Genomic DNA, 11,479 nt, shown 5'->3' with positions numbered 1-11,479 from the left:
GCCCGGCTCGCTCCCAGGGTGACCGGCCGCGTGGTGACTGGCAGGACCGGCGCCCCCAGGGTGACCGTCCCCGTGGTGACTGGCAGGACCGCCGTCCCCAGGGCGACCGGCCGCGTGGTGACTGGCAGGACCGCCGTCCCCAGGGCGACCGCCCGGCTCGCTCCCAGGGTGACCGGCCGCGTGGTGACTGGCAGGACCGGCGCCCCCAGGGTGACCGTCCCCGTGGTGACTGGCAGGACCGCCGTCCCCAGGGCGACCGGCCGCGTGGTGACTGGCAAGACCGGCGCCCCCAGGGTGATCGACCGGCTCGGCCGCAGGGGGACAGGCCGGCTCGCTGTCAGGGGGACCGTCCCCGTGGTGACTGGCAGGACCGGCGCCCCCAGGGTGACCGCCCGGCTCGGCCACAGGGTGATCGTCCGCGTGGTGATTGGCAGGACCGCCGACCGTCGGGCGAAAGGCCGCAGGGCAACTGGCGCGACCGACGCCCGGAGGGTGGTCCCTCCGGCGGCCGTCCGTCCCGGGACGCGCAGGACCGGCGCCCCCCGGTCCCGGCCGGTCCTGAGATTCCCGAATGGGCAGATCCCCGCGAGCTCGATCCCGCGATCCGCGCTGCCCTGAAGGGGCTCGACCCCCGCAACTCCGCCAAGGTCGCGGGGCACCTGGTCGCGGCCGGGTCCCTGGTCGACGAGGACCCGGAGACCGCGCTCGCCCATGCACGCGCTGCTCGTGATCGGGCTTCCCGGCTGGCCGTCGTCCGCGAGGCCGTGGGCGTTGCGGCCTACCACGCCGGCGACTACGCCGAGGCGGCTCGGGAGATCCGTGCCTACCGCCGCATGAGCGGGGATCAGGGCTACCGCGCAGTGCTGGCCGATTGCGAGCGTGCGCTCGGCCGTCCCGAGGTGGCCATCCGCCTGGTGAACGAGGCGCTCGCCGAAGGCGTCGACGCCGAGGAGACCGTGGAGCTGCGACTGGTCGAAGCAGGCGCACGACAGGATCTCGGCGAGGAGGCTGCGGCCCGCCTGGTCCTCGAGGCGGCTCTCGGTGGTCGCCCTGAGCCGTCGGCTCTGCTCGCCGGCGATCCGGGCCGGCTGCGGCTGGCCGCCGCCTATGCCGAGCTCCTGCGAGCCCAGGGCGAGGACGAGCGTGCCGATCAGTGGCTCGAGGCCGTCGCGGCGATTGATCCCGAGCTGGCGGGTGAGGATCTCGGCGTCGAGTTCAGCGAGGTCGACGAGACAGACATATCCGGAGTGGACGTCGTTCGGGCGGACGTGGTTCCGGGGGAGATCGCTCCGGAGGAGGTGGTTCCGGGAACAGAGGCTCCGGAGGACGTCGCTGCGGAGGACGTCGCTGCGGAGGACGTCGCTGCGGAGGACGTCGCTGCGGAGGACGTCGCTGCGGAGGACGTCGCTGCGGAGGATGTCGCTGCGGAGGACGTCGCTGCGGAGGACGTAGTCCCGGGAGCAGTGGCCCCGAAGGACATCGCGTTGCAGTTCATCGCTCCGGAGGACGCGAGCCCGACCGCCGGTACCCCGGACGACGGTGACCGCCCGCAGGCGATGAGCTTCGCCGAGGAGGTCGAGGCGGAGGTCGCCGAGCTGCTGGGTGAGACCGACGGCGACGCCCCCTCCGCTGACGAGCGAGCGGGATCCGGGAGCGACGACCAAGAGTCCTGACCCCGAGTCGGGGACGAACCGCCGTCCACACCCGCGCGTGACTCCACAGATCGGGTCGTACGGCGGACGAGGGCGGCACGACCGACCAGGCTGCGGGCATGAGCGTGGCTGTGATCGATCGCAACGACGTGGTCCTGCGTGGGCGGTTGTCCGCCCCCGCAGAACTGCGCACCCTGCCGAGCGGCGACGCGCTGCTCAGCTTCCGTCTGGTGGTGCGCAGACCGGTGCCCACGGTGCGAGGTCGGTCGGTGGACGTCCTCACCTGCATCACGTACGACCGGGCGCTGCAGCGGCGCATCGCCGCCTGGCAGCCCGGTGACGTCGTGGAGGTCGAGGGAGCGCTCCAGCGGCGCTTCTGGCGCACCGGGTCGGGTACCGCGTCGGTCTGCGAGGTCAACTGCCGGCGCGGACGGAAGGTCCCGCGGTCGGCCGGGCGAGCGGCGGGGGAGACCGCCTGACCAGCCTGGCCCGCCGGTCAGTCCGTGAGGGGCCGCAGCACCAGGCCCGTGCGCGGCTTCGGCACGAAGAGGGTGGACTTCCGCGGCATGCGGGCGCCCGCGCGCGCGACCGCGGCGACGTCGGTGGGAGACGGGGCGCGCAGCAGCACGGCGACCCCGTCCTGTTCGAGCCCGGCCGCGACCGCCTCCTCGAGGGTGTGGGCGATGACGACGGCGTCCACCGTGTCCGGCCGGGCCCACAGCAGCTGGAGGAGCCCGTGGTGTGCCAGCACCACGTCGAGGTCGCGCCAGGCCGGTGGGGCCTCCGGCGGAACGGCGGCCCGGACCACCGGGTCGGCGCCGGTCAACCGCACCAGCCGGGCGCCGTCGGTCAGCAGCAGCCCCCGCTCGGCGGGATCCCCCAGCCAGGCGCGCGCCGCCGCGACGACCGCGCCGGCGCCCGCCCCGATGACCGGCAGCTCCGCCGTGACGAACCCGCGAGCCGCCGCGTCCACAGCCGCATCGAACGGCAGGCCGGGCACCACGCGGTGGATCGGGTCGACCCGGAGACCGCCCGGTCCCATGGGCGTGACGAGGGCGAGAACCGCGCCCGACCCCGGTCCACCGCCCTGGGTGCGGGCGTGGGCGCGGGCCGCCGCGAACCGGTGGTGGCCGTCCGCGATCACCGCCCGGGTACGGGCCAGGGCACTCGTGGCGGCCTCGAGCGTCGGCGCGTCGGTCACGCGCCACAGCCGGTGCAGCACGTCGTCGCTGTCACGCAGCTCCAGGGTCGGCGGCGTCCGCCGCACCGTGTCGCTCACGCCGGACACCGCCGGATCGGGGTCGTGCGCCAGCACGATCGGTTCGAGGTCCGTGCGGGTCGCGGCGAGCAGGGCGCGCCGTCCCTCCACCGCCGCGGGGTAGGTGTCCTCGTGGGGGAGCACCGCAGTCGACCCCTCCGGCGGCAGGACCACTGCGCCCAGCCACCCGACGGTGGCCGGGGCGCCGTCGGACGGTCGCAGCTCGTACAGCCACAGAGCGGCAGCCTGGTCGCGCACGAGCACGCCCTCGTCCACCCACGCCTGCAGCGTGGCGGCGGCGAGACCGGCGCAGCTGTCCGGGACGCCCGGCCCTCCGTCGAGCCCCGGCAGGATCAGCCGCACGATGTTGTGCGGGTCGGCGTCGACCAGTCGATCCCGGCCGGCCGGGGTCACCAGGTCGTAGGCTGGCGAGCTGACACGGGCGAGGTGCCCGGGATCGCGGTCCCGGTAGGTCAGCGCCCGGAACGGCCGGACCTCCAGGCCCGGGACCGACCCGGGTGTTCGGGGTCCCACCGACGACGAGAGCACGACACAGATCGTAGGAGCGGCAGCGACGGCCGCCGTCGGTCGCTCCCGACCGGCCGGGGAGAGCAGCGAGGACCGGCAGCGGTCCAGGAAGGAGGCAGCGGTGGCGGAGCCCGGTGCACCGGAGGACCGGGGCGGAGCCCGGCACGCACCCGCCGGCGGTGTCTACGACTGGTACCACCGCGGGCTGGAGCTGCTGGCCGACCGGCATCCCGACGCCGCCGCCACCCTCCTGGCCCGCGCGGCCGAGGCAGAGCCGGGCTCGCGCAGCGTGCGCGAGGCCCTGGCGCGGGCCCAGTACGACGCCCACCGGTACCCCGAGGCGATCGACACCTTCACCAGCCTCATCGCCTCCGACCCCGCCGACGACTACGCGCGGTTCGGCCTCGGGCTGGCCGCCAGCCGCGCCGGCGACCTCGCCCTCGCCGCGGAGCAGCTCGCACTCGCCGTGGCCATGCGCCCCGACCTCGCCCACTACGCCCGGGCCCTGCGCGAGGTGCGGGCGCGCCGGATGAGGGGGACCGCATGAGCGACCAGGCCACCGGGTCGCCGATCCCGGCGCTCGCCGCGGGCTGCGCCGAGCCCCCGGCCCGGCTGTACGACGTGGCCCTGCTCGACCTGGACGGGGTGGTCTACGTCGGCCCCGACGCCGTGCCGGGCGTGCCCGCCGCCCTGGCCGGTGCCCGCGCCGCCGGCATGCGCCTGGGCTTCGTCACGAACAACGCCGCCCGCACGCCGGAGCAGGTGGCCGCCCACCTGACCGAGCTGGGGGTGCCGGCCGGCGCGTCCGACGTCATCACCAGTTCCCAGGCGGCGGCCACCGTCGTCGCCGGTCTCCTCGACCCCGCGGCGCGGGTGCTGCCGGTCGGCGGCCCCGGCGTCGCGGCTGCCCTGGAGGCCGCCGGGCTCACGGTGGTCGCCAGCGCGGACGACCATCCGGAGGCCGTCGTCCAGGGGTACGGGCGCGAGGTGGGCTGGGCGCAGCTGGCCGAGGCCGTGGTCGCCGTCCGCAACGGCGCCCGGCACATCGCGACCAATGCCGACGCGTCCATCCCCTCGCCGCGCGGCCCGTTACCGGGCAACGGGGCGATGGTGGCGGTCGTCCGGCAGGTCACCGGACGCGAGCCCCTGGTCACCGGGAAGCCCGACCCTGCCATGCACGCCGAGTGCGTCCGCCGCACCGCCGCCGAGCGCCCGCTGGTGGTGGGCGATCGGCTGGACACCGACATCGAGGGCGCCCGCCGCGCCGGCGCGGCCAGCCTGCTGGTCTTCTCGGGGGTCACCGATCCGGCCACGCTGCTCGCCGCCGGCCCGGACCACCGGCCCGATCTGCTCGCTGCCGACGCCGCCGGGATGCTGCACGCCCACCCCGCGGTGACGGTCGAGGGCCGTACGTGGCGGTGCGGCGGCTGGATGGTCCAGCGGGCCGAGGGCGGCGACGCGCTGGAGCTCCGCGGACCGGACGCCGGACCCCCGCAGCGGGGTGCGGCGGCCTCCGACGACCTCGACGGGTTGCGCGCGCTCTGCGTCGCGCACTGGGCCGCCCACCCCACCGCGGCCGCGCCGGTGCGCGTCCTGGCGCACGGCCCGGCAGCGACCGAGGCCGCGCGGACCTGGCACCTGCCGTCGGCCGGCTCCCGCTGAGCCGCCCGCTCTCAGACCAGCTTGCGCAACCGCAGGAGGTCGCGCAGGCCCGCCTCCAGCTTGACCCGGCCGCTGGCCCACGCCGGCCCGAACGACAGCCGTCCGTCGGTGAGGGCCACCAGGTCGTCGCTGGTCATGGTCAGCCGGATGTCGGCCTTCGGGACGCCGGGGCCGTCGGGCACCGCGTGCAGGTCCCGCACCGAGCCGGAGCTCAGCCGACCGAGGACCACCTGCTCGAGGTCGGGGAGCCGGCAGGACAGGCTCCGGTCGAGCCCGGCCGCCGCGGGGTTCGCGGCCAGGTCGCCGAGGATGCCCGTGAGGGCGGTCATGCACTGGTCCATCGTGGCCACGCGGCGGGATCTCCCCTGGGATCGGTGGTGGGTGCGGTCGCCCGACGCTATCGCGCTGCTCCGTCGGGCCGGTCCGCGTCGTTGCCGGCCGGTAACCTCCGCAGCAGGACGCCGGCTCGTGCGCGAGCGCGCGCCCTTCCCTCCTCGACCCGATTCCCCGAGAGGTGCTCCGTGACCGAGCCGACCGCACCGCGTCCGGTGCCCGGGCCCCCCCGCCCGGGGGCTGCGCCGGTCGCCGCTCCCGGTGGGCCCACGACCGGGCCGCGGCCGACGCCGGCGACCGAGTCCGTGGTCTCCCAGTCCCCGGCCACCGAGGTCCCGGCGACGGGCGGGGGAACGCCCCCGGCAGGGGCGGGCGCGGGCCACCGGCTGGGCGGTCTGGAGGAGCTGCCCGTGTCCGAGCACGTGGCCGTCTTCGAGGCCGAGCACGCGCGCCTGCAGCGCGAACTCGGCACGATCGATCCGCGTTGATGGCCCGTCGCGCCCGGCTGGACGCCGAGCTCGTGCGCCGCGGCCTGGCCCGGTCGCGCGAGCACGCCGTGAGCCTCATCGCCGAGGGGCGGGTCGCCGTCGCCGGCCAGGCGGCCACCAAGCCGGCGACCGGCGTCGAGGCGGGCACCCCCGTCGTCGTGCGGACCGACCCCGACGAGCCCACCTGGGTGTCCCGCGGCGCGCACAAGCTGCTCGGGGCGCTGGAGGCGTTCCCCGTTCCGGTCGAGGGGCGGCGCGCCCTGGACGCCGGCGCGTCCACCGGCGGCTTCACCGAGGTGCTCCTGGACCGGGGCGCGTCGGAGGTCGTCGCCGTCGACGTCGGGTACGGGGAGCTGGCCTGGTCGCTGCGCACGGACGACCGGGTGCGGGTGCACGAGCGCACCAACGTGCGCACGCTCACCCCCGAGGCGATCGGCGGACCGGTCGACCTCGTGGTCGCCGACCTGTCCTTCATCTCGCTGCGCCTGGTGCTGCCCGCGCTCACCGCGTGCACCCGGCCGGGCGCCGACCTCCTGCCCATGGTGAAGCCGCAGTTCGAGGTGGGCAGGGAGCGGCTCGGTGCCGGCGGGGTCGTGCGCGATCCCGAGCACCGGGTGCAGGCCGTCCTGGAGGTCGGCCGAGCGGCGCACGCACTGGGCTGGGGAACCGCCGGTGTGGTGGCCAGCCCCCTGCCGGGGCCCGCTGGGAACGTGGAGTTCTTCCTCTGGCTGCGGTCCGACGCCGGGCCGACCGAGGAGGACACCGTCCGTCGAGCAGTCCAGGAGGGACCGCAGTGAGCAAGCCGAGCACGGCACCGCGCGACGGGCAGGAGGCCCGGTGGGTCCTGCTCACGGTGCACACCGGGCGGCAGGACATCGTCGAGCTGGCCCGCACGTCCGCGGCGCGGCTGCTCCGCGGCGGCATCGGCGTCAAGGTGCTCGAGGAGGAGGCGCCCGACCTGGAGATCCCCGGCGCCGAGGTGGTTCCCTGCGACGAGGCCGCCGCGAAGGACGCCGAGATCGTCATGGTGTTCGGTGGCGACGGCACCTTTCTGCGCGCCGCCGAGCTGGCCCGGTACACCGACGCCGCGCTGATGGGGGTCAACCTCGGCCGGGTGGGCTTCCTCGCCGAGACCGAGCCCGAGGCGGTCGAGGAGACCCTGACCGCCATCGAGGACTGCGACTACTCGGTCGAGGAGCGGCTCGCGATCCAGGTCGACGTCCGCGACCGCGACGGCATGGTCGTCGGCGGCACGTGGGCGCTGAACGAGATCTCCGTGGAGAAGGCCGAGCGCTCGCGGGTGCTCGACGTCGTCCTCGCCATCGACGGGCGGCCGCTGACCAGTTTCGGGTGCGACGGCGTCCTGTGCGCCACCCCGACCGGGTCCACCGCCTACGCCTTCTCCGCCGGGGGGCCGGTGGTCTGGCCCGACGTCGAGGCGCTGCTGCTGGTGCCCTCCAACGCCCACGCGCTGTTCGCGCGGCCACTGGTCACCTCGCCGAACTCGGTGGTGACCGTCGCCGTCCCCGCAGACGGCAACCGCGCGCGCGTCTCGGCCGACGGGCGGCGCACCGTCGAGGTCCCCGACGGTGGCCACGTCGACGTCCGCCGGGCGAGCCGGCCGGTACGCATCGCCCGCGTGCACGCCGCGACGTTCGGCGACCGGCTGGTGGCGAAGTTCGGACTGCCGGTCCGCGGCTTCCGTGACGCCCGGCACCCCGGTCCGGGTCACGAGCTGTTCACCAGCCGCAACGTCCTCGCCCGTGATGTCGTCGACGGCTCCGACCTCCCGGCGCGGGAGGTGAGCGGTGGCGGCACGCACGACGGCGTCTGAACGACCGGCCCCGGCGGGCACCGCGACCGGGCGGCTCTCGGAGCTGCGCATCCGGGGGCTCGGCGCGATCGACGACGCCACCCTGGAGCTGGGCCGTGGTCTCACCGTCGTGACGGGGGAGACCGGCGCCGGCAAGACCATGGTGGTGACCGGCCTGACCCTGCTGTTCGGCGGGCGGGCCGACCCCGGCCGGGTCCGGGCGAACGGTCGCGCCGGCGTGGAGGGCCGCCTGGAGCTGCCGCCGGAGTCGCCCGCGTGGGCGCGGGCGGCCGACGCCGGTGCCGACCCCGACGACGACGGCAGCCTCATCCTCGCCCGCACCGTCAGCGCGGAGGGCCGGTCCCGCGCGTACCTGGGCGGCCGGAGCGTTCCGGTCGGGGTCGTCGCGGAGCTCGCCGAGAGCCTGCTCGCGGTGCACGGCCAGACCGACCAGCTGCGGCTGTCCCGCCCGGCCGAGCAGCGCCGCGCGCTCGACCGCTACGCCGGCGCCGACCACCTGGCGCTGCTGGAGCGCTACCGCGAGGCCTACCAGCGCTGGCGGTACCTGGCCGCGGACCTCGACCGCCGGCGGGGGCAGGCCCGTGAGCTGGCGCAGGCCGCCGACGTCCTCCGTCACGGCCTGGAGGAGATCGCCGCGGTCGCCCCCGAACCCGGCGAGGACGAGGCGCTCGACACCCAGGCCAAGCGGCTCAGCGACGCCGATGCGCTGCGAGCCGCCGCCGACGAGGCGCGCATGGCGCTCATCGGCGACGTCACCGGCGACCTCGTCGGCGGCGAGCTGCCGCAGGACGCCACCGCGTCGCTGGCCATCGCCGAGCGCGCGCTGGCTGGCTCCGACGACCCGACGCTGGTCATGCTCGCCCAGGACCTCGCCGACGCCGTGGCCGTCGTCTCCGACGTCGCCGGCCAGCTCGCCGGCTACGTGGCCGACCTGGACGCCGATCCCGCCCGGCTGGCCGAGGTGCTCGACCGCCGAGCCGCCCTGACGGCGCTGGTCCGCAAGTACGCCGAACCCGGGGCGGGCGTCTCCGGGGTGCTCACCTGGGCCGAAGACGCGCAGCACCGCCTGGCCGAGCTGGACGTCTCCGACGAGGCGCTCGAGGCGCTCGAGGCCGAACGGGACGCCGCCCGCGCGGAGGTCGACCGCCTGGGCGCCGCGATCTCCGCGGGGCGGCGGGCCGCCGCGGAGGGGTTCGCCGCCGAGGTCGGCCGCGAGCTGGCCGGGCTGGCGATGAAGAGCGCCCAGGTCTCCTTCAGCATCGACAGCCACCCCGACGACCCCGGGCCCGAGGGCGTCGACGATGTGGCGCTGCTGCTGGCCGCGCACCCCGGCGCGCCGCCCCGGCCCGTGCACAAGGGCGCCTCCGGCGGGGAGCTCTCCCGCGTGATGCTGGCCATCGAGGTCGTCTTCGCCGGCGCCGACCCGGTGCCGGTCATGGTCTTCGACGAGGTCGACGCCGGGGTGGGCGGCCAGGCCGCCGGGGAGATCGGCCGGCGGCTGGCCCGCCTGGCCCGGGACCACCAGGTCGTGGTCGTCACGCACCTGGCACAGGTCGCCGCCTTCGCCGACACCCACCTGGTCGTCGACAAGGCACCCGACACCGGTGCCGGGGTCACCGCCACCGACATCCGCTCGGTCGACGGCGAGGACCGCGTGCGCGAGCTGGCTCGCATGCTCTCCGGCCTCGCCGACAGCGACACCGGCCAGGCGCACGCGCGGGAACTGCTAGCCGTGGCGGCGGCTGCCCGCTGACCGGCATTCCCCGGAGCGGGTGAGTGGCCCGCAATGCACCGGGGTAAGGGGCGTCGGTGACCTGCTTCTCCTCCACCGACGAGTCCGCGCACTACGGCTTCTCGGTGTGCATGCTGCTCGACCAGTACCGGGACCAGCTGGGCTGGGTCGAGGAGGGGGTCGACGAACTGGGCACCGGCGACGCCACCGCCATCTCCGACGTGGTGCGCTCCCTGCCCGAGCTGCGCGTGCGCAGCTACGACATCAGCGCCCCGTCGGTGGAGCAGGCCCGCGCCAACATCGCCGAGCGCGGCGTCGCCGACCGCTACACCGTCGAGCTCGGCGACTTCTTCGACCAGGCCGACTCCGCGGGCGGCCCCCAGGCCCGGACGGTGATCTCCAACCCGCCCTACATCCCCGCGCCGGACCGGGACATCGTCATGCCCGAGCTCTGGGGCGGTGTCCGCGGGAACGACCTGGTGCTGCAGCTGCTCAAGGCCGGCTACACGAACGTGATCTCCGCGGTCGCCAGCTACTCGGATCCGGAGACGACCGTGCGCACCGCGGAGGAGCTCGGGTACCGGGTCGTCAACTTCCTGGCCACGGGCCTGGACTTCGGCCCGTACAGCAGCGAGCCCAAGGTGCGCGAGCACATCCGCCGGCTGTGCGACGCGGGCCACGCCTGGGCCGGCGAGGACGGCTACATGGTGGCGGTCGCGCTGTTCACCCGCGATCCGGGTCTCCCCGGCGACCGCGGCGACCAGCTGCTCCGTTCTCTGCAGATCAGTCTGTGATCCTCCGGATCACACCGCGGCCAGGAGCCGTCCCCCGCCTGCGCTGAGCCGTTGCCGGCCCTTCTCGGGGAGGCCTCCGGCCGCCCCTCGGCGGGCCGCCCCGCACGGGCGGCTCCGCGACCTCCTCGGGGACCCTCGTCCGTCACCTGCGCTTGGCGTACCCGGCGAGCCCGAACTGCAGCAGGGCCAGGCCCCGGCGTCCCTGGCGGCGCAGCTCCGCGGCGAGCTCAGGGCCGCTCACCCCGGCCAGGACGCGGTCGCGGGCGAGCTCCAGCAGGGAGGCGTACAGCCCGAGGACGGCGTGCGCGGCGAGCCACGGTTCGAGCTGGCCCGGCCGGGCCGCCGTCTCCTCGGCGATCAGGTCGGCCAGCGAGGTGGTGAGCTCGCCGAGGATCTCCCGCTCGCGCACCTGCAGCGTCCGGCTGCCCCGGATGACCCGCGCCATCCGGGCCACGCCCTCGGCGGCCTCGGGCGTGCCGAGCAGGCTCACCGCGGCGACGACGAAGCTCCCCGCGGCCGCGGCCACCGACTCGCCCGCCGGCCGCCGGCGCACCGCGGCCAGCAGCGCGGCGCGCATCGGCGGATCGGCGTCGAAGACCAGCCCCTCCTTGACGGGGAAGTGGTTGAAGACGGTCTTCTCCACCACGCCGGCGCGCTGGGCGATCTCCACGACGCTCACCGCGTCGAAGCCCCGCGCCTCGAACAGCTCCGTGGCGGCGTCGACGATCCGTTCGCGGGTCTGCTGCCGGCGGTGCTCCCGGATGCCCTGGCCCCGCAGCTTCCGGCGGCCGCGCGGCCGGTCCGCGCCGTCCTGGTCCGCGACGGCCTGGTCCACGCCGTCCTGGTCCGCGACGGCCTGGTCCACGCCGTCCTCGTCCACCACCGGCGCGGCCGGCGGCACGGGGGGCGCAGCCGGGGCCGCGACCGGCTCCGGAGCCGGAACGGCCCTGATCACCGCGGTGCCGGCAGGGGCCGGGGCGGCCTCCTCGACCTGCGGGAGGGACGCGTCGGTCGTCAGGGCTGCGGCAACACCAGTCACACGGGCAACGCTAGTCACGACTCGGTAACGGTTCCGCGGAAGTGGCCCGCGGGACGAACCCGGCGTGTCGGCCGAAGGTGGTGTCGGACACGCTGAGTGACCAGGGCGTTGCCGAGGCGCGTCGGTGGATCGGCCGGCGCGCCGGCCGTGGCAGCATGC

Annotated in this window: 14 protein-coding genes; 10 read left to right on the top strand and 4 right to left on the bottom strand. The window is 76.0% G+C overall.

The annotated features are described in order from the left end of the window. The coding region (locus ACI8AG_RS02110; protein WP_456595720.1) for a hypothetical protein at window positions 1-278 on the bottom strand (278 nt) is incomplete at its 3' end. An 829-nt stretch (window positions 279-1,107) separates the two neighbouring features. On the opposite strand from ACI8AG_RS02110, the gene ACI8AG_RS02105 reads away from it, so the two are divergent. The 3 genes from ACI8AG_RS02105 (at window position 1,108) to ACI8AG_RS02095 (ending at window position 2,131) form a co-directional block, all read left to right on the top strand. After that, window positions 1,108-1,452, top strand: a complete 345-nt coding sequence (locus ACI8AG_RS02105) for a pentapeptide repeat-containing protein (protein WP_456595732.1) — start codon at window positions 1,108-1,110, stop codon at window positions 1,450-1,452. A gap of 32 nt (window positions 1,453-1,484) precedes the next feature. Then, the gene (locus tag ACI8AG_RS02100) at window positions 1,485-1,673 is read left to right on the top strand and encodes a hypothetical protein (RefSeq protein WP_456595719.1); all 189 of its coding nucleotides are present in this window, start codon (window positions 1,485-1,487) and stop codon (window positions 1,671-1,673) included. 98 nt (window positions 1,674-1,771) lie between these two features. Further along, complete coding sequence (locus ACI8AG_RS02095; RefSeq protein WP_456590740.1) at window positions 1,772-2,131, top strand: single-stranded DNA-binding protein; 360 nt, start codon at window positions 1,772-1,774, stop codon at window positions 2,129-2,131. A 17-nt stretch (window positions 2,132-2,148) separates the two neighbouring features. Here the strand turns inward: ACI8AG_RS02095 and ACI8AG_RS02090 are convergent, their stop codons facing one another. Then, complete coding sequence (locus tag ACI8AG_RS02090; RefSeq protein WP_456595718.1) at window positions 2,149-3,459, bottom strand: DUF1015 domain-containing protein; 1,311 nt, start codon at window positions 3,457-3,459, stop codon at window positions 2,149-2,151. Between the two features lie 100 nt (window positions 3,460-3,559). Between ACI8AG_RS02090 and ACI8AG_RS02085 the strand changes: the two genes are divergently transcribed. Both ACI8AG_RS02085 and ACI8AG_RS02080 read left to right on the top strand, forming a co-directional pair. Further along, entirely contained in the window at window positions 3,560-3,985 is a 426-nt protein-coding gene (locus tag ACI8AG_RS02085; protein ID WP_456595717.1) for a tetratricopeptide repeat protein, read from the top strand. Then, on the top strand, window positions 3,982-5,100 hold the full coding sequence (locus ACI8AG_RS02080) for an HAD-IIA family hydrolase (protein WP_456595716.1): 1,119 nt from the start codon (window positions 3,982-3,984) through the stop codon (window positions 5,098-5,100). Before ACI8AG_RS02085 ends, ACI8AG_RS02080 begins: the two co-directional genes overlap by 4 nt. Window positions 5,101-5,111: 11 nt before the next feature. On the opposite strand, the gene ACI8AG_RS02075 is transcribed toward ACI8AG_RS02080, so the two are convergent. Next, window positions 5,112-5,429: a sterol-binding protein gene (locus ACI8AG_RS02075; protein ID WP_456590744.1), complete on the bottom strand. Its 318-nt coding sequence runs from the start codon at window positions 5,427-5,429 to the stop codon at window positions 5,112-5,114. 192 nt (window positions 5,430-5,621) lie between these two features. Here ACI8AG_RS02075 and ACI8AG_RS02070 point away from each other — a divergent pair, with 192 nt between their 5' ends. The 5 genes from ACI8AG_RS02070 to ACI8AG_RS02050 are packed head-to-tail and all read left to right on the top strand — an operon-like array spanning window position 5,622 to window position 10,281. Further along, window positions 5,622-5,921 (top strand): hypothetical protein, encoded by a 300-nt coding sequence (locus ACI8AG_RS02070; protein WP_456595715.1) that lies wholly within the window; start codon window positions 5,622-5,624, stop codon window positions 5,919-5,921. Next, complete coding sequence (locus ACI8AG_RS02065) at window positions 5,921-6,718, top strand: TlyA family RNA methyltransferase (RefSeq protein ID WP_456590746.1); 798 nt, start codon at window positions 5,921-5,923, stop codon at window positions 6,716-6,718. The genes ACI8AG_RS02070 and ACI8AG_RS02065 overlap by 1 nt, the downstream gene beginning before the upstream one ends. Continuing rightward, entirely contained in the window at window positions 6,715-7,755 is a 1,041-nt protein-coding gene (locus tag ACI8AG_RS02060) for an NAD kinase (RefSeq protein WP_456595714.1), read from the top strand. The genes ACI8AG_RS02065 and ACI8AG_RS02060 overlap by 4 nt, the downstream gene beginning before the upstream one ends. Then, on the top strand, window positions 7,730-9,508 hold the full coding sequence (gene recN, locus ACI8AG_RS02055; protein ID WP_456595713.1) for a DNA repair protein RecN: 1,779 nt from the start codon (window positions 7,730-7,732) through the stop codon (window positions 9,506-9,508). The genes ACI8AG_RS02060 and recN overlap by 26 nt, the downstream gene beginning before the upstream one ends. Window positions 9,509-9,564: 56 nt before the next feature. Continuing rightward, complete coding sequence (locus ACI8AG_RS02050) at window positions 9,565-10,281, top strand: methylase (RefSeq protein ID WP_456595712.1); 717 nt, start codon at window positions 9,565-9,567, stop codon at window positions 10,279-10,281. 142 nt (window positions 10,282-10,423) lie between these two features. Here the strand turns inward: ACI8AG_RS02050 and ACI8AG_RS02045 are convergent, their stop codons facing one another. Then, complete coding sequence (locus ACI8AG_RS02045; protein ID WP_456595711.1) at window positions 10,424-11,320, bottom strand: TetR/AcrR family transcriptional regulator; 897 nt, start codon at window positions 11,318-11,320, stop codon at window positions 10,424-10,426. Window positions 11,321-11,479 lie beyond the last annotated feature (159 nt).

Source organism: Blastococcus sp. SYSU DS0552 (assembly GCF_054050815.1).
The sequence above is the reverse complement of the archived record's forward strand: the minus strand, read 5'-3'. Positions and strand labels throughout refer to the sequence as shown.